Raw genomic sequence first — 17,657 nt, forward strand, 5'->3', positions numbered from 1 at the left:
TTGATAAGGCAGTGATGCTGGAAGAAGTTGAGATGACGCCAGCTGAACTCCGCGAAATCATGGGCCTTACAAGTCGCACCGCACGCCGGGCAAGGGTAGCGCTCACCTCTCGCGGCCTCGACCTCAAGGCGAAGCTCGCTTGGCTGCTTTGCAAGGTCCAGGGACTGGCCCACGACTCGCCAGGGCGCTGTGAGGCCAAGACCCAACGTCAGTAAATCGTTAGCATCCACGGCATCTTACCTCCTGGGAAAGGGCAGAAGCTACGATGCGTCAGGAAGTAGAGTCAAGAAAGCTGATTTCCACGTCTCGCGTCGAGGAACCAGATTTAATTATACGCACAACCGGGGAATCGACATATTCTGGAATCGGAACAGGATTTTACCAACTTGATGAATGCACTTGCGGGCTTCAAAAAGGAGACCTAATAATACTCGCCAGTCGCCCCTCCATGGGGAAGACATCATTTGTATCAAATATTGCAGTAAACACGGCCTGTATGCAGGCTGTACCAACACTTTTCATATCACTAGAACTGAGCAGAATCAATCTTATCTCTCGGATGCTTTGCTCATGGGGAAAAGTAAATACCAGAAAATTCAAAAATGGAAGGATGGATGACGCCGACTGGGCTCGTATATATGAAGCAGCTAACACCATCTCACCTTCCCCATTATTTATAGTTGACACACCCAGGATAACAGTCTCAGGATTAGAGAACTACTGCAGGGATTTCACTTCAAAACACCCAGGCGGGATCATAATCATTGACTGTCTCCAGTTACTAAACGCAGACAAAATCTACGACACGCGAGAACAAGAGATAACGAACATTACCATCAACCTGAAATCCCTAGCCAAAGAACTATCCGTCCCAATAATTGCGACATCACACATAAACCGAAGAATTGAAGACCGCACTGACAAACGCCCACTCACTGTTGACCTACGCGAGTCAGGAGCCATTGAACAGATCGCCGATCTTATTCTGTTTATTTATCGTGACTCATTCTACCACAAATCAAATGACAGCCAAGCTGACAATTCACTCACAGAGATCATAATTGCCAAGCATAGCAATGGCCCAACTGGATTTTGCAAACTTCGCTTCTTTCCTGAATCTACATCATTCGTAAACACTACGGACACTGCCAATCTATTCTCGGATTAAGCATTCATATATTTGTCAGAATCTCATGCGACATGGACCATGCCCCTTCCACCAAGGAAACAGCGCTGAAGAATTGTAAGGCGGTTTCCACTGAGCAACTGCGCCTTGTCCTATCCGACGAACAATGGCTCCTGTTTACCCAGGCTCTGGACAGACCGCCCAGTCCAAAGCCTCACCTTGAAGCATTGCTCCAGACAAAGAGCGTTTTCGACTGAAGTACCCACGCACCCAAGGCACAAAAGGCCGCCGGACTCCTGTCCGGCGGCCTCTTTCATTCAACTCGCGTCACGCCGTCACTGGTGCACCGCCTACTCGGGCACAACCTCCAGCACGGGTTCGCCGTAGGGGTCGTTCACGGTCTTGTTGATCTTCAAGAGGTGCAGGCAGCGCTTTATCGCGCCGATTATCACCAGGGTCATCAGCACCATGACCGTGATGGCCAGGGTGGTCAGCAGGTACAGGTTCTTGGGCATGAAGTTGGTGGTCACGTTCAGGTAGCCCGCCCACATGGTCATGCAGACCAGCGCGAAGCCCGGAACGGCGGTCATCCATACATACCGGGTCTTGTTCATGCGGATCAGCATCACGGTGCCGATTATAAGCCCCACCGCCGCCAGCAGCTGGTTGGACATGCCGAACAGCGGCCAGATGGTGGAGATGTCGCCGGTGTACACCAGATAACCCCATGAGAACGTGAACAGCGCGCTGGTGATGACGATACCGGGCACCCAGCGCTTTTCCTGGAACTTGGGCACCACCTGCCCGATCATCTCCTGCAGGAAGAAGCGGCCCACGCGGGTGCCGGTGTCCACGGCGGTCAGGATGAACACGGCCTCGAACATGATGGCGAAGTGGTACCAGTACCCCATGAGCCCCTTCATGAAGGGAATGGACGAGAAGATGTAGGCCATGCCCACGGCCAGCGACACCGCGCCGCCGGGACGTCCGGCCAGGGTTTCGCCCACGGCGGTGGAGAGCTCCGGCAGGTTCGTGGTGGTCATGCCGAGCTTGGCGAACACCGCAGGGGCGGTGTTGATGGCGAAGTAGTCGCCGGGGACCATCACGCAGGCTGCGATCAGCGCCATGATGGCCACGAAGCCCTCCACCAGCATGGCCCCGTAGCCCACGAACAGGATGTTGCGCTCGTTGTCGAGCATCTTGGGCGTGGTGCCGGAGCCGATGATGGCGTGGAAGCCCGAGATCGCCCCGCAGGCGATGGTGATGAACAGGAACGGGAACACCGCGCCGGGGATGATGGGGCCGCCGCCGCTGACGAACTTGGTGAAGGCTTCCATTTGCAGATCAGGCCGCACCCAGAAGATGCCGATGGCCAGCATGGCGATGGTGCCGATCTTCAGGTAGGTGGACAGGTAATCGCGCGGGCACAGGAGCAGCCACACCGGCAGCACCGAGGCCACGAAGCCGTAGATGGGGATGCTCACGGAGATGCTGTTCTTGCTCATGGTGAACCAGCCCGCCAGGGTGGGGTTCTCCACCACATACGGCCCGGCCAGGATGGCCAGCACCAGGAGCACCAGGCCCATGAGCGATGCGCCCTTCACGTCGCCGTGACGCCAGACGTGCAGGTACACGCCCATCAGCAGGGCGATGGGGATGGTGGCGAACACGGTGAAGGTGCCCCAAGGGCTATGGAACATCGCATTGACCACGGCGATGGAAAGACCCGCCAAAGTAAGAATGAGGATGAACAGAACCGCGAAGGAGGCCACCCCGCCCGTGAACTTGTCCACTTCCTGGGTGGCGATGTAGGCCAGACTCTGCCCCTTGTGGCGCACGGAGGCGAACAGCACCACAGTGTCGTGCACGGCGCCGGCCAGCACGCAACCCACCAGAATCCACAATGCGCCGGGCGCGTAGCCGAACTGGGCGGCGAGCACCGGCCCAAGCAGCGGACCGGCTGCGGCGATGGCCGCGAAATGGTGGCCGAACAACACGTACTTGTTGGTCTCGACGTAATCCACTCCATCAGCCTGTTTGATCGCCGGGGTCAGCCGGGTCTCGTTTACTCCTAGAACCGTTTTGGTGAGAAAAAGCCCGTAAAAACGGTAGGCTATGGCGAAAAGGCAGAGCGCCGCAAACACCAACGTCAACGCATTCATGTGGTTCCTCCTCCTTGGTTCGGGATGCTTTCTTTTGACATAAATACTCGGAAGAACTCAACACCTATCTCCGGACAAAGCCCGCCTGGAAACAGAAGAAGGCCGCCTGGTGTCCGCCAGACGGCCTTCTTTTTAGGAGGATCCCCCGTTCAGGGGGGCGAGCGACGATGCCGTTACTCGGGAACGACCTCCAGCACAGGTTCGCCGTACTGGTCGGGGACGGTCTTCTGAACCTTCAGGAGCTTCATCACGCGCCGGAACGCGCCCACCATGACGATGAGCATGAGCGTCATGACGATAACAGCCATGGAAGACAGCAGGTACAGCTTCTTGGGCAGGAAGTTGTTCATGATGGACAGGTAGCCCGCCCACATGGTGATGCCTGCCAGACCCACGCCGGGGACGGCGGTGATCCAGGCATACTTGGCCTTTCCGAGACGAATGATCATGACCGTGCCGATGATGAGGCCCACCGAGGCCAGCAGCTGGTTGGACATGCCGAACAGCGGCCAGATGGTGGAGATGTCACCGGTGTACACCAGGTAGCCCCAGGAGCCGGTGAACAGGAGCGAGGTGATGACCACGCCGGGCCACCAGCGCTTCTCGTTGAACTTGGGCGCGAAGGAGCCGATCATTTCCTGCAGGAAGAAGCGGCCAACGCGGGTTCCGGCGTCGATGGCGGTCAGGATGAACACGGCCTCGAACATGATGGCGAAGTGGTACCAGTAGGCCACCAGGGACTTCATGATGGGGATGGCCGCAAAGATCTGCGCCATGCCAACGGCCAGCGATACCGCGCCGCCGGGACGGCCGTGGAGCTTCTCGCCCACCGCCACCGAGATGCTGTCCAGGTGCACGGTGGCCATGCCCAGCTTCTCGAACACCGCCGGGGCGGAGTTGATGGCGAAGTAGTCCGCCGGGACCATGGTGCAGGCAGCGATGAGGGCCATGATGGCCACGAAGCCCTCGGTCAGCATCGCGCCGTAGCCCACGAAGAGCAGGTTGCGCTCGGAGTCGAGCATCTTGGGGGTGGTGCCGGTGGCGATGATGGCGTGGAAGCCGGAGATCGCGCCGCAGGCGATGGTGATGAACAGGAACGGGAACACCGGTCCGGGGATGATGGGGCCGCCGCCGGAGAAGAACTTGGTGATGGCTTCCATCTGGAGGTCGGGGCGCACCCAGAAGATGCCGATGGCCAGCATGGCAACGGTGCCGATCTTCAGATAGGTGGACAGGTAGTCGCGCGGGCACAAGAGCAGCCACACCGGCAGGATCGACGCGGCCACGCCGTAGATGGGCACGGCCAGGGACAGGGCAGGCTTGGACAGGGTGAAAATGTTGGCGATGGTCGGAATCTCGGTGATCCAGTGGCCGCCGACGACCGCCAGGGCCAGAAGGCCGACGCCCATGATGGACGCGCCCTTCACGTCGCCGGGGCGCAGGTACTGGAGGTACAGGCCCATGAAGATGGCGATGGGGATGGTGGCGAACACGGTGAACGTGGCCCAGGCGCTGTCGTGCATGGCGTTGACGCAGGCGATGGACAGGCCGGCCAGGGTCAGGATCAGGATGAACAGCACCGCGAACGAAGCCACGCCGCCGGTGAACTTGTCCACTTCCTGGGTTGCGATGTAGGCGAGGCTCTGGCCCTTGTGGCGCACCGAGGCGAACAGCACCACCAGGTCGTGAACCGCACCGGCCATCACGCAGCCGACCAGAATCCACAGCGCGCCCGGCAGATAGCCGAACTGAGCCGCCAGCACTGGTCCAAGCAGCGGGCCAGCAGCTGCGATGGCTGCGAAATGGTGCCCGAAGAGCACGTATTTGTTGGTTTCCACGTAGTCCACGCCGTCGGCCATCTTGATGGCCGGGGTCAGACGGGTCTCCTTCACCCCCAGCACGTGCTTCGCTATGAACAGGCCATAGAAGCGGTAGCCGATGGCGAAGACGCATAGTGCTGCGAACACAAGGGTCAACGCGTTCATAAAACTGTCCTCCTCGCTCCTGCGAAATGATGAGCCCATTTTTCATCCCCACATCATTCAGACAATGGTTCCGGCGCGAAAGGGATGATCAGGGGAGCGAAAAGCACGAAGGCGGGGGTGAAACGGCAGGGGGAAATTGGGGGCGAGGTTCGGCGCGATGGGGCTGGGGGTGTCACGCCCCGCCGCAAGCCTCCCGTACACGACGCGAAGCGAATAGCCGGGTCCAGGGGAGGCTTCTCCCCTGGCGGGTGCAGGGCAGCGCCCTGCCGGGTCCGGGCGGAGCCCGGTGCTGTTACTGCGGAATCCGCAGGCTGATGCTGGTGCCTTCCCCCACGGTGCTGACCACGTTCAGCCCGTAGTCCGGCCCGAAGAGCTGCACGAGCCGCTGGTTGGAGTTGCGCGCGCCGATGCCTTCCGTGAGCGACTCCAGCGTCCCGGCGCTGGATATCGCCCGCACCTGGTCATCCTGCATGCCTGCGCCGTCGTCGTGGACCTCCACCAGCAGGTGCCCGTTCTCGCGCCAGGCGGTCAGCCGCACCAGTCCACCCTCTTCTTTGGCGAGGATGCCGTGCCGCACGGCGTTCTCCACCAGCGGCTGAATGAGCAGCGGCGGCACGAGGCAGTCCTGCGCGCCGGGGCCGAGGTCGATGTCGGCCTTGATGCGCTCGCCGAAGCGGGCCTGCTCGATGGCCAGATAGGCGCGGGTCTGGTCGACCTCCTCGCTCAGGCGGATGAGGCCCCGGCTGGAGTCCAGGTTGCGCCGCATGTAGCGCGAGAGGTCCAGGAGCAGCTCGCGGGCCTGGGCGGGCGCTGTGCGGCAGAAGCTGGCGATGGTGTTCAGGGAGTTGAACAGAAAGTGTGGGTTGATCTGGGCCTGGAGACGCCTGATCTCGGCGTGGGCCAGCAGCTGGTTCTTGATGCCGATGTCTTCCAGCTCCAACTGGGTGGAGAAGAGGTCGGCGAGACCCTTGGCCAGCTCGAACAGGGTCTCGTCCAGGGGCAGGCGATGGGTGCCGTAGAGCTTCAGGCAGCCGAGGATGGTCTGCCCTTTGCGCAGCGGCACGATGATGGCCTCGGACAGGGGACAGCCGCGCTCCGAGCAGGCGATCTCGCTCTTGCCGCGTATGAACACCGGCTCCCCGCTCTCGATGACGCGCTGGGTGGCCTGGGTGAGTACAATTCCGCCGCTCTGGTGATGATCCTCGCCCTCGCCCGCGTGGGCCAGGATGGTCTGGCCGGAGGTCACGGCCACGGCGGCCACCTGGGCCTCGTGCATGATGATGGCGGCGGTGGCCTTGGCCGAATCCACGGTCAGGCCGGAGCGCAGGTAGCCCACGGTCTGGTTGGCGATGGACAGTATCTGGCGGGCCAGGTCGCGGTCCTGGGCCTGCTTGAAGCGCATCTGGAGGTCAAGCGCCTTGACGAAGAGCGCGGCCCCCAAGGAGTTGAACACGATCATGGGCAGCGCGATGACCTGCACCAGGGCCACGGCCTCCACCAGGGGCTGCGAGAAGAGCAGCACCAGCCCCATGTGCAGGGTCTCGCCCGCGAGGCACAACCCCATGGCGAGTCGCCAGTCCAGGCTGTTGCCGCCGTAGCGCCGGGCGATGAGGCCCGCCACAGTGCCTTCCAGGAGCGTGGCCAGCCCGCACGGCAGGGCGGAGAACCCGCCGATGTCGATGAGGTAGCGGTGCGCGCCCGCGATGAAGCCCACGCCGAAGCCCACGCCGGGGCCGCCGAACAGGCCCGCCGTGACGACCACCATGGCCCGCAGGTTGGCGAAAGATTTGAAAACCGCGTTGCCGGTGTAGGTGCCGAGCACCCCGAACAGCCCGAACAGCACCACCAGCAGGAGGGTGGCCCACATGGGCCGGTCGCGGCGCGGACCCAGCTTGTCCAGGGAGGTGACGGTCATGATGGCGAAGCCGCCCGCCAGCAGCAGCCCGAACCGCTGGGAGAGGTTCAGGAACAGCTCGGGGACTTCGGGATTGAAGAGGTCGTTCATATGCCAAGCCGCGTCTTGAAGTCGCGCACGCGGTTGCGGCTGACGGTTATTTCGGTGCGGTCGGCGTCGTTCATGACAACATGATACTTGCCGCCGAACCAGGGGGAGAACTCCGCGATGCGCTCCAGGTTTATGAGCTGGGCGCGGTTGGCCTGGAAGAAGGGCAGGCCTTCCAGGCGCTCGGCGGCCTTGGCCAGGGTGGGCAGGCCGTGGCAGGACAACTGGCCCATGTCGGTTACGGCCAGCACGCGCTTCTCGTCGGCCTCCACCAGGATGACCTTGGCGGTGGACACCAGGCAGATGCGTCCGCCCTGCTCCACGGCCAGGCGCGGCAGGGGCTTTGCGCGCCCCACCGAGGACAACAGGCGCTCCACGGCCTCGCGCAGGGGCTGGCCGCTGGTGTCGAGCTGCGCGCCGGAGCAATCCTCGCTGTGGGCGGCTTCAGGGGCGTGCAGCAGCTTGCGCACGCGGTCCAGGCACTTGGCAAGACGCTCTGGAGAGACCGGCTTCAGCAGATAATCGGCGGCGTTCTCCTCGAAGGCACGGATGGCGTGCTGGTCATAGGCGGTGACGAACACGAACACCGGCGGATGATCGAGGTCCTGGGCCTCGGCCAGCACATGGAAACCGTCCTGGCCGGGCATCTGGATGTCCTGGAATACCAGGGTGACATCGCCGCGCGCGATGGCGGCCAGGGCCTCCTGGGCGTTGGACGCCTGCCGGGCGCGCACATCGGGGTGGTCTTCCAGCAGGTAGGCCAGCTCGTCGCGGGCCGGGGCTTCGTCGTCAACGATGAGGGCGTGGATCATCATGATTTTTGTGCGCTACCTTCCAAACCGTCCACTGTAAAGTGCCCGGCGGGACCGCCGGAGACGGGGCGTCATTTGAAATACTCGCCCACCGGGGTGGCGTCCCGGAAGGTCACCGGGGAGCCGCGCGGGATGATGAACTCGCTCGCGCCCACCACGTCGGGAGCGGCGGGGTTCCAGTCGTAGGTGTAGCCGAGCCCGGTCCAGGGGTAGGGGCCGCCTGAGACCGTGAAATTGTAGATGACGCTCTGGCGGTCCAAGAACCATGCGGCGTAGTCCGGCACGGAGGAGAACCCCGGCGCGGGCGGGTCCTTGGGCAGGACAGGGGCCTGCGTGAGCGGCACGTTCTGCAGGGTCAGGGGGAACGAGGTCTCCAGCTCGTGGGTGTCGGTTCGCGGGTCGATGGCCGGACGCAGCAACATGGCTGGATCGACCCAGACAGACACCACCGAGTCGTTGGTGTTACGCGGAGGAAGCCCCAGATACTGCGAGGCGGCCAGCTTGGGCGCGAGCGCGGCACCCTGGGGGTCTTCGGCACGCACTTCCGTGTACATCTGCGGGGCGGGCACCACCCACAGGTCCACCGCCGCAGGGATGGTCTGCCCGGACTGGAGATTGGAATAATAGGCCGACTTGGTGAAGGTGGTCACCAGCACCTGGCTTGCGCCGGGCTCGCCTTTCCAGATGAGGGCCTTGTTCTCCGGGGTGATGTCCTGGATGGCGGGCGCGGACGGGGGCTGTTTCAGATGCGCAAGATTGGCCTGCGCGTCCAGGACGCTTGCGGCGTAGAGGGCATCGAAGGGCGCGAACAGCATATCCTGGATGGTGGCTGCCCCGGTTGCGGGAATCTGGGCCGAAGATACCCCCGGCAGGCAAAAGAGCAGCGACCACAGGAATACGGTCTGCACCGTCGACAACAGCGCCTTCGCGATTCTTACATTCACAGTGCCTCCTCCGGCCGGTTCGCTGGCCGCTACGAGTCCATACCCATCTTCTTCATGCCTCGTCACGTGCCATTTCCACCTCCCCGGATCCAGTCCTCCCGAATGTAACAGAGGCATTTATCTCCAATTTTACGGCGTTTTTCTATTGCCTTGCACTGCCTGCCTGGTGTTAAACAATACCCACCCTAAGCACTCCGTCATTGGATGAAACATGAGCACGCGCTTTCTTCTGCCGCTGATTCTCCTCGCCGCCGTGAGCCTCTGCGGCTGCATGAAGGTCGGCCCGGACTTCAAAAAGCCCTCTGCGGCCAAACCAGACTCCTGGCTGGAAGCCGAGTACGCCCAGTCCCGCCCGGACCTGCCCCCGGTGGAGGACTGGTGGAAACTCTTTGACGATCCGGTGCTGGACAACCTCGTTGCGCTGTCGCGCAAGCAGAACATCCCCCTGCACATCGCCGGGGTGCGTATCCTCCAGTCCAGAGCGCAGCTGGGTATCGCCGTTGGCAACATCTATCCGCAGACCCAGCAGGGCGTAGGCGGCTACACCTACACCCAGGCCAGCCAGAGCAACCCCTCCGCTCCCCAGCCCGGCAACCAGTCCGGAACGCAGTGGATCTACTGGCAGAACAACCTGGGCGTCCAGGCCGCCTGGGAGCTGGACTTCTGGGGCAAGTTCCGCCGGGCAGTGGAGTCCGCCGACGCAAGCCTCGCGGCCAGCGTAGCCGACTACGACAACGCCCTGGTAACCCTGGCCTCCGACGTGGCCAGCACCTACGTGGCGTTGCGCGTCAGCGAGGCGCGCCTGCGCATCGCCAAGGAAAACGCCGTACTGGAAACCGAGGCCCTGAAGATCGCGGACATCCGCTTCACCCTGGGGGCCACCAGCGAGCGCGACGTCATGCAGGCCAAGACGCTGCTCGAATCCACCCTGGCCCGCGTGCCGCAACTGACCAACTCCATCCAGAAGTCGCGCCACGCCCTGGCGATCCTTCTGGGCATGCCACCCTCCGACCTCGCGGCGCTGCTCGGGGAGTCCTCGCGCATCCCGCAATGCCCGGCCCAGATCGGCGTGGGCGTCCCGGCTGAGCTGCTGCGCCGCCGCCCGGACATCCGGCAGGCCGAGTACCAGGCCATGGCCCAGTGCGCCCAGATCGGCGTGGCCAAGGCGGAGCTGTTCCCGTCGTTCAGCCTCACGGGCAACGTGGGCTGGCTGTCCTCCAACATGGGGGCCTTCTCCCTGGCGGACATCCTCTCTGCCAAGAGCTTCACCGCCGGGTTCGGCCCGTCCGTCACCTGGAACCTGTTCAACTACGGGCGCATCATAAACAACGTCCGCGTGCAGGACGCCCTGTTCCAGGAAGCCCTGCTCACCTACCGGAACACCGTGCTCAAGGCCCTCAAGGAGGCCGAGGACGGCTTCTCCGACTACCAGCAGTCCCGCGCCCAGGCAGGGTTCCTGGCCAAGGCCGCCGACGCCGCGAAGCGCGGGGCGGAGCTGGCCTTCCTGCAATACCGCGAGGGCAAGACCGACTTCACCACGGTCATCGTGGCCCAGCAGGACCAGCTGAACCAGCAGGACTCGCTGGCCCAGGCCCAGGGCAACATCGCGCTGGGCATGGTGAGCCTGTACCGGGCGCTCGGCGGAGGCTGGCAGGAACGGCCCGAAGCCGTGCCGCCGCAGATCCAGGAAGAGATGTCCAAGCGCACCTTCTGGGGTCCGATGCTCAAGGAGAATCCCGCCAAGCAGGAAGACCCTGCCAAGAGTGGGTTGGACCGTTATGTTCCGGGTTTATAAAAGGATGACTCTCATGCGCCGACACGCGAAGCGTTACCTGATGCTTGTGGCCCTCCTGGCCGCCTCGACCCTGATCGTCGCCTGCGACAAGCGCAACGCCTACGTGCCGCCTCCGGCCCCCAAGGTCACCGTGGCCAAGCCCCTGCGCAAGTCCGTGGTGGACTACCTGGAGGCGACGGGCAACACCCAGGCCATGCAGTCCGTCAACCTGCCCGCCCGCGTGGAAGGTTACCTCCAGGCCATCAAGTTCCAGGACGGCCAGCACGTCAAGAAGGACCAGCTGCTCTTCGTCATCCAGCAGGATCAGTACAAGGCCAAGGTGAAAGAGGCCCAGGCCTCCATCGACAGCTACAAGGCCACCCTGACCCAGGCCGAAATCGAATACAACCGCGCCAAAAAGCTCTACGCCGAGAAGGCCGGACCCGACACCGAGGTGGTGAAGTGGCAGACCACGCGTGACTCCGCCATCGCCAGCCTGGAGTCGGCCAGAGCCCAGCTGGACATCGCCAAGCTGAACCTGAGCTACACCATGATCACCGCCCCCTTCGACGGCCGCATGGGACGCCACCAGGTGGACGTGGGCAACCTGGTGGGCGGCGGGGGCCAGCAGACGCTTCTGTCCACCATCATCCAGGACGATCCGCTCTACGTGTATTTCACCCTGAACGAACGCGAGCTCTTGCGCATCATCAAGGCGCACGAGAACAAGCACGACGACCCCAAGGGCAAGGCCGCCCTGGAGATGGGGCTCTCCAACACCACCAGCTACAACTACAAGGGCACCCTCGATTACACCGACCTGGGCGTCGATCCCCAGACCGGCACGCTGCTCATGCGCGGCGTGTTCCCCAATCCCAAGCGGGACCTGCTGCCCGGCCTGTTCGTGCGCCTGCGCGCGCCCGTGGAAACGCGCGACGCCCTGCTGCTGCCGGAAGCCGCCGTGGGCGTGGCCCAGGTGGGACATTACGTGCTGGTGGTCGGTGACAAGAACATCGTGGAGCAGCGCCCCGTGAGCGTCGGCACGGTCGTGGACGGCATGCGGATCATCGACAAAGGCCTGGACGGCTCGGAGCGGGTGATCGTCAACGGCATCCAGCGGGCCAGGGCAGGCGGCGAAGTGACTCCGGAAGAAGCAGCCCCGGGCGCCCCCGCAGCGGCCAAACCCTAGGAAACGACGCCCACATGTTCTCAAAATTCTTCATTGACCGCCCGGTCCTCTCCAACGTCCTGGCCATCGTCATGATGCTCCTGGGCGCGGTGTCGCTGTTTTCGCTGCCCGTGGCCCAGTACCCGGAGATCACCCCGCCCACGGTGCAGGTGTCCGCATCGTTCCCCGGGGCCAGCCCCGAGGTGCTCGCCGAAACCGTTGCCGCTCCCATCGAGCAGCAGGTCAACGGCGTCGAAAAGATGCTCTACATGTCCTCCAAGTCCGCCAGCGACGGCAGCTACAACCTCACCATCACCTTCGAGGTGGGCACCGACCTGGACATCGCCACCATGCTGGTCCAGAACCGGGTGAACATCGCCATCCCGAGCCTGCCCCAGCAGGTGCAGAGCCAGGGCCTGACGGTCAAGAAGAAGTCCACGGCCATCCTGCTGGTCATCTCGCTGACCTCCCCGGACGGCACCTTCGACGACCTGTTCCTCTCCAACTACGCCACGCTTCGCATAAAAGACGCCATCGCCCGCCTGGACGGCGTAGGCGACCTCTCCATCGTTGGCGCGGACGACTACGGCATGCGCATCTGGCTGGACCCCGGCAAGCTGAAGTCCTTGAGCCTCTCGGCCCAGGACGTGGTGAACGCCGTGTCGCAGCAGAACGTCCAGGTGGCTTCGGGCCAGCTGGGGCAGGCCCCCACTCCGCCCAACCAGCAGTTCCAGCTGACGGTGCAGACCCAGGGCCGACTCGTCACGGTGGAGGAGTTCGAGAACATCATCGTCAAGAGCTCCTTCGACCAGACCGGCAAGGTGGTGCGCGTCAAGGACCTTGGCCGGGTGGAACTGGGCGCCAAGACCTACACCCTGTTCGGCGAGAAGAACGGCCAGCCTGCGGCCTGCATCCCCATCTATCTGCTGCCCGGAGCCAACGCCCTGAACGTGGCCGAGAGCGTGCGCGCGGAGATCGCCAAACTCTCCAAGGACTTCCCGCCGGGGCTCGTCTACTCCGTCCCCTTCGACACCACGCTGTTCGTCAACGCCTCCATCCACGACGTGTACAAGACCCTGTTCGAAGCAGGCGTGCTGGTGCTCATCGTCATCATGGTCTTCCTGCAGAACTTCCGGGCCATGCTGGTTCCGGCCACCACGGTGCCTGTGACCATACTGGGCGCGTTCGTGGCCATGTCCGGCCTCGGGTTCTCGGTGAACCTCATCACCCTGTTCGGCATCATCTTGTCCATCGGCATCGTGGTGGACGACGCGATCATCATCGTGGAAGGCGCGGCGCACCACATGGAACTGGGCAAATCGCCAAAGGACGCCGCCATCGCGGCCATGAGCGAACTGCTCGGGCCAATCATCGGCATCACCCTGGTGCTCTCGGCGGTGTTCCTGCCCGTGGCCTTCCTGCCGGGCGTGACAGGCCAGATCTACCGGCAGTTCGCCCTGGTCATCGCCTCCACGGCGCTCATCTCCGCCATCAACGCGGCCACCCTCAAGCCCACCCAGTGCGCCCTGTGGCTCAAACCCCAGACCGGAAAGAAGAACGCCTTCTTCCGGGGTTTCAACACAGTCTATGAGCGCTTCGAGCACGGATACGAGCGCGTGGTGCGCTTCATGGTGAACCACAGCAAGGCGGCCATGCTGGGCTACGCCGGTCTCATCGTCCTGACGATGTGGCTCTTCACCAGCCTGCCCACGGGCTTCCTGCCCGAGGAGGACCAGGGCTACTGCATCATGTCCGTGCAGCTTCCTCCCGCGGCCTCGCAGGTCAGGGCCAGGGAGGTGAACCAGAAGCTGAACGCCATGCTCAAGAACACCCCCGGCGTCTCGGACTGGATCACCTTCGGCGGCATGTCCATCCTGGACAACGCCAACCAGTCCAACATGATCACCACCTTCGTCACCTACAAGGACTGGAGCCTACGCGGCAAGGACGAGACCCAGGCGGCCATCCTGCGGCACATCAACGGCGCCCTCATGCAGATCGAGGACGCCATGGGCTTCGCCTTCGCGCCTCCGGCCATCCAGGGCCTCGGGCAGGCGGGCGGCTTCGAGATGGTGGTGCAGGACTGGGGCAACCTGGGACCGCAGGCCCTGCAGGACGCCATCCGCAACGTCATTGTGGCCGGGCGCAGCCAGAGCGGCGTGGCCGGGCTGAACACGACCTTCTCGGCCTCCACCCCGCAGGTGTGGGCCGACGTGAACCGCACCCAGGCCCTGACCTACGGCGTGCCCATCCAGGACGTGTTCTCCACGCTGCAAACCTACCTGGGATCGTCCTACATCAACGACTTCAACCTGTTCGGACGAACCTATCAGGTGCGCGCGCAGGCCGACACCGCGTACCGCCTGAAATCAAGCGACATCATGAAGCTGGAAGTGCGCAACAACCAGGGCAACATGGTGCCCTTGGGCGCGCTGATCTCGGCCAAGGACATCGTCGGTCCGGCCATCCTCACCCGCTACAACCTGTTCACCGGGGCCTCCGTGTTCGGCTCCGCCGCGCCGGGCTTCTCCTCCGGCGAGGCCCTGACCCTCATGGAGCAGCTCTCCAAGGCCAATCTGCCCTCCTCCATGGGCATCTCCTGGACCAACATGGCCTACCAGGAGAAGAAGGTGGGCAACGAGGCCTACTTCATCTTCGCCCTGGCCGTGCTGCTGGTTTATCTGGTGCTGGCCGCCCAATACGAGAGCTGGTTTTTGCCCACCTCGGTCATCATGGTGGTGCCCCTGGCCCTTTTGGGCACGGCCATGGCAGTGTTCATCCGGGGCATGGACAACAACGTCTACACCCAGGTGGGCGTGGTCCTGCTTATTGCGCTGGCCTCCAAGAACGCCATTCTGATCGTGGAATTCGCTCGCGAACTGCGAGCCGAGGGCCATTCCATCGCGGACGCGGCAGTGGCTGCGGCGAGGCTTCGCTTCAGGCCCATCCTCATGACCAGCTTCGCCTTCATCCTGGGCGTGGTGCCGCTGCTCTCCGCCAACGGCGCGGGTGCGGCCAGCCAGCGGGCTGTGGGCACAGCGGTGTTCGGCGGCATGCTGGCCTCCACCCTGCTGGCGGTGCTGGTGGTCCCGGTGTTCTACGTGCTGGTCCAGGGCATCATCGAGCGCTTCTCGCCGCCCGAACCGGGCCTCGCCGAGCGCGCGCCGGATCAGCCGGAAAAATAGCTCAAATACTCATGGCGGGGCCGCTTCTTCACACGAAGAGGCGGCCCCGCCTCGTGTTACATCCGAATGGATATCCTTACGCGCACCAGTCCGTCACGGCCCTGGCCGCGCTCCATCTGCACAACCCGGCAGCCCAGGGTGGCCCGCCCCTCCATGAGCTTGGCCACGTGGGGGCTCTCACGCTCGGGAAGATAGCCCACCGGGTCCTGGGCCCTGGACTTGGCGCGCGTCACGGCCACGCGGCCGTCTCCGCACAGACTCAGGGGCAGGTCCTCCCCAACGCTCAGTCTGGCGCAGGCTGCATCATCGACGTCCACCAGCCCGCAGGTGACCACGGAGACCTCCCCCAAGGGCTCAGGCTTGTCCGGCCTTTTGGCGAACATGCCGCCCAATTTTTCCAGAATCGGCCATGCCATACGCTTCTCTCCTGCGATCGGACGGATTCACTTTTCCGGGACGCCCTTTTGGTATACATCATTAATGCGTGAACCTGAATACTCCGGGGGAAAACATCCCGGGCGCACTTTGTCCGGAAAGCGCGTCCCGCTGCCCTCGTTTGACTTCATGCATGAAAGAGTGAATAATATTGAAGGCCTGAAACTTAAAAAAGGAGTGATCCGATGAAACGTGTCCTGACTCTGTCCATGATGGTCGTTCTTGTCTGCGCGGCCATGGTATGGGCCTCCGGCCCGGCCCCGAGCACGACCCCCGAACTGGCCCTTGAGCGTCTGCAGCGCGGCAACGAACGCTTCGTGACGTCCAAGACCATCCATCCCAATCAGGATCCGCTGCGTCGCTCGATCACCGCCAAGGAAGGCCAGAAGCCTTTCGCCACCATCCTGGGCTGCGCGGACAGCCGCGTGCCTCTGGAAGTGGTCTTTGACACGGGCGTCGGCGACCTCTTCGTGGTGCGCGTGGCCGGAAACGTGACCTATTTCGACCAGGCCGGAACCATCGAATACGGCGCCGACCACCTGGGCTCCAACCTGCTGGTGGTCCTCGGCCATACCAAATGCGGCGCGGTGAACGCGGTGATCGCCGGAGGCGAGGCCCACGGCAACATCCCAGCGCTGGTGGCCAACATCGTGCCCCCGGTCACCAAGGTCAAGGCCGAGAACCCCGGCCTGACCGGCGAGGCCCTGGCCAACAAGGCCATCGAGGCCAACACCTGGCAGTCCATTGAGGACCTGTTCAAGCAGAGCCCCATGATCCGCAACATGGTGAAGTCCAAGGCCGTCAAGGTCGTGGGCGCCATTTATGACCTCGAATCCGGCAAGGTGAACTGGATGGGCGAACATCCCAAGCAGGCGGAGCTGGTGGAACTCACCGGCGGAGCCAAGTAGCCGATAAATCTCATATTCACGGGGAGGGTTCCATCCCTCCCCGTGACCGCATCGTTTCCTCTTTCTCTCTGCTTCATTCCCTGCACCCCATTATTGCATAGTACTCCCCTGCTTCAGCCGAGTAATCCAGGCCTTGGTTGCTGTATATCCGTGACAAACATTTCAAAATTGTAATGCTTTATCCCGTCCACAGCGTGTATGGCGGCGCGCATCATAACCAAGCCGTGCGAAATAAAGAACATCTTAATATTATTTGACTTTAAATCAGCCATACAATTCCCTACCATTCCGGTGATATATGCACGATAAACACTCCTTTGAACGCGGAAAACCATCCTCATGCGCATAAATGGCTGAAGTCAGGATACAAAATTCTGAACCGTATAATAATTTTTACTCTGGTCAAAAAAACATCACATTTTGCTTGCATCAAAAATATTGAGGGTCTAGAGCGAAGCCATGGCAAATCAGGAAGGGCTTCTCTGGTACGGCGCCCAACCTGAAGACGGTCCGGCAAAATCGCTTGATGCACAAGGGAGAAGAAGATGAAAAAGCTTACCCTGGCTCTCGTCCTCGCCATGGTGTTCGGCTGTGTGGCCCTGGCCTCCGCCGCCACCGAGGTAAAGATGACTGGCGACGCACGCATTCACGCAACCTGGTTCCTGAAGCAGAACTACACCGGGTGGAACATCAATAACGGCGGCAACAACGCGGGCACCCGCACCGGCGACGCCTTCACCATCTGGGAGCGCTTCCGCCTCCGCACCGACTTCATCGCCAACGAAGGTCTGAAGTTCCGCCTCGGCATCCGCGTGAACAACACTCCCTGGGGTAACGGCACCTTCACCGTGGACAACCCGGCTGTCTCCATCGACGTGTACCAGGCCTATCTGCAGTTCAAATGGCCCAACACCGATGTCGAGTTCTCCATCGGCATGCAGGACTTCGGTCTGCCCATCTCCTCCGACGCCCTGATGAACGCCAACCCCGTGTTCGGTGGTTCGCGCGCTGCCGCCGCCATCGTGTCCATCCCCGTGGTGGACCAGTTCAAGATCATCGCGGGCTTCACCCGCCTGCTGGACACCAACCGCGACTTCGACCCCACCACCACCCAGGTGCCTGACGAATTCGACGGTTACTTCCTGGCCCTGCCCAT

12 protein-coding genes and 2 pseudogenes are annotated in these 17,657 nt (G+C 62.6%); 7 read left to right on the forward strand and 7 right to left on the reverse strand.

Annotation, left to right across the window (positions count from 1 at the left end):
• A pseudogene (locus G453_RS27500) lies at nt 1-230 on the reverse strand (ISL3 family transposase); the annotation flags it as partial.
• Between the two features lie 35 nt (nt 231-265).
• On the opposite strand from G453_RS27500, the gene G453_RS27505 reads away from it, so the two are divergent.
• Both G453_RS27505 and G453_RS29215 read left to right on the forward strand, forming a co-directional pair.
• Nucleotides 266-1,168, forward strand: a complete 903-nt coding sequence (locus tag G453_RS27505; RefSeq protein WP_084502622.1) for a DnaB-like helicase C-terminal domain-containing protein — start codon at nt 266-268, stop codon at nt 1,166-1,168.
• 32 nt (nt 1,169-1,200) lie between these two features.
• On the forward strand, nt 1,201-1,383 hold the full coding sequence (locus tag G453_RS29215; RefSeq protein ID WP_084502624.1) for a type II toxin-antitoxin system TacA family antitoxin: 183 nt from the start codon (nt 1,201-1,203) through the stop codon (nt 1,381-1,383).
• 93 nt (nt 1,384-1,476) lie between these two features.
• On the opposite strand, the gene G453_RS0120180 is transcribed toward G453_RS29215, so the two are convergent.
• From G453_RS0120180 to G453_RS0120200, 5 genes are all read right to left on the reverse strand, one after another.
• Nucleotides 1,477-3,288, reverse strand: coding sequence for a carbon starvation CstA family protein (locus G453_RS0120180; RefSeq protein ID WP_027192486.1), 1,812 nt, complete (start codon nt 3,286-3,288; stop codon nt 1,477-1,479).
• A gap of 173 nt (nt 3,289-3,461) precedes the next feature.
• A complete protein-coding gene (locus G453_RS0120185) occupies nt 3,462-5,273 on the reverse strand; it encodes a carbon starvation CstA family protein (protein ID WP_027192487.1) in 1,812 nt (603 codons plus the stop codon).
• Nucleotides 5,274-5,565: 292 nt separating this feature from the next.
• On the reverse strand, nt 5,566-7,278 hold the full coding sequence (locus G453_RS0120190) for a LytS/YhcK type 5TM receptor domain-containing protein (RefSeq protein ID WP_027192488.1): 1,713 nt from the start codon (nt 7,276-7,278) through the stop codon (nt 5,566-5,568).
• Nucleotides 7,275-8,090 (reverse strand): LytR/AlgR family response regulator transcription factor, encoded by an 816-nt coding sequence (locus G453_RS0120195; protein WP_027192489.1) that lies wholly within the window; start codon nt 8,088-8,090, stop codon nt 7,275-7,277. Before G453_RS0120195 ends, G453_RS0120190 begins: the two co-directional genes overlap by 4 nt.
• A 68-nt stretch (nt 8,091-8,158) precedes the next feature.
• Nucleotides 8,159-9,031 (reverse strand): hypothetical protein, encoded by an 873-nt coding sequence (locus G453_RS0120200; protein WP_156921032.1) that lies wholly within the window; start codon nt 9,029-9,031, stop codon nt 8,159-8,161.
• Between the two features lie 211 nt (nt 9,032-9,242).
• Between G453_RS0120200 and G453_RS25555 the strand changes: the two genes are divergently transcribed.
• From G453_RS25555 to G453_RS0120215, 3 genes are read left to right on the forward strand one after another with little or no spacing between them, the layout of a single operon-like run.
• The gene (locus G453_RS25555) at nt 9,243-10,826 is read left to right on the forward strand and encodes an efflux transporter outer membrane subunit (protein ID WP_051272687.1); all 1,584 of its coding nucleotides are present in this window, start codon (nt 9,243-9,245) and stop codon (nt 10,824-10,826) included.
• A 13-nt stretch (nt 10,827-10,839) separates the two neighbouring features.
• Entirely contained in the window at nt 10,840-11,994 is a 1,155-nt protein-coding gene (locus G453_RS0120210; protein ID WP_027192491.1) for an efflux RND transporter periplasmic adaptor subunit, read from the forward strand.
• A gap of 14 nt (nt 11,995-12,008) precedes the next feature.
• Entirely contained in the window at nt 12,009-15,158 is a 3,150-nt protein-coding gene (locus tag G453_RS0120215) for an efflux RND transporter permease subunit (protein WP_027192492.1), read from the forward strand.
• Nucleotides 15,159-15,214: 56 nt separating this feature from the next.
• Here the strand turns inward: G453_RS0120215 and G453_RS0120220 are convergent, their stop codons facing one another.
• A complete protein-coding gene (locus tag G453_RS0120220; protein ID WP_027192493.1) occupies nt 15,215-15,574 on the reverse strand; it encodes a hypothetical protein in 360 nt (119 codons plus the stop codon).
• Nucleotides 15,575-15,778: 204 nt separating this feature from the next.
• Here G453_RS0120220 and G453_RS0120225 point away from each other — a divergent pair, with 204 nt between their 5' ends.
• Nucleotides 15,779-16,501 (forward strand): carbonic anhydrase, encoded by a 723-nt coding sequence (locus tag G453_RS0120225; RefSeq protein WP_027192494.1) that lies wholly within the window; start codon nt 15,779-15,781, stop codon nt 16,499-16,501.
• Nucleotides 16,502-17,046: 545 nt separating this feature from the next.
• Nucleotides 17,047-17,657 (forward strand): annotated as a pseudogene (locus G453_RS28530) (outer membrane homotrimeric porin); the annotation flags it as partial.

Origin of the sequence: Fundidesulfovibrio putealis DSM 16056, assembly GCF_000429325.1 — a bacterium.
GTDB classification, from domain to species: Bacteria; Desulfobacterota; Desulfovibrionia; order Desulfovibrionales; family Desulfovibrionaceae; genus Fundidesulfovibrio; species Fundidesulfovibrio putealis.

Coding starts and splice junctions, on each gene's coding strand:
- G453_RS27505 (WP_084502622.1), top strand. CDS start 266: ATGCGTCAGGAAGTAGAGTCAAGAAAGCTGATTTCCACGTCTCGCGTC.
- G453_RS29215 (WP_084502624.1), top strand. CDS start 1,201: ATGGACCATGCCCCTTCCACCAAGGAAACAGCGCTGAAGAATTGTAAG.
- G453_RS0120180 (WP_027192486.1), bottom strand. CDS start 3,288: ATGAATGCGTTGACGTTGGTGTTTGCGGCGCTCTGCCTTTTCGCCATA.
- G453_RS0120185 (WP_027192487.1), bottom strand. CDS start 5,273: ATGAACGCGTTGACCCTTGTGTTCGCAGCACTATGCGTCTTCGCCATC.
- G453_RS0120190 (WP_027192488.1), bottom strand. CDS start 7,278: ATGAACGACCTCTTCAATCCCGAAGTCCCCGAGCTGTTCCTGAACCTC.
- G453_RS0120195 (WP_027192489.1), bottom strand. CDS start 8,090: ATGATGATCCACGCCCTCATCGTTGACGACGAAGCCCCGGCCCGCGAC.
- G453_RS25555 (WP_051272687.1), top strand. CDS start 9,243: ATGAGCACGCGCTTTCTTCTGCCGCTGATTCTCCTCGCCGCCGTGAGC.
- G453_RS0120210 (WP_027192491.1), top strand. CDS start 10,840: ATGCGCCGACACGCGAAGCGTTACCTGATGCTTGTGGCCCTCCTGGCC.
- G453_RS0120215 (WP_027192492.1), top strand. CDS start 12,009: ATGTTCTCAAAATTCTTCATTGACCGCCCGGTCCTCTCCAACGTCCTG.
- G453_RS0120220 (WP_027192493.1), bottom strand. CDS start 15,574: ATGGCATGGCCGATTCTGGAAAAATTGGGCGGCATGTTCGCCAAAAGG.
- G453_RS0120225 (WP_027192494.1), top strand. CDS start 15,779: ATGAAACGTGTCCTGACTCTGTCCATGATGGTCGTTCTTGTCTGCGCG.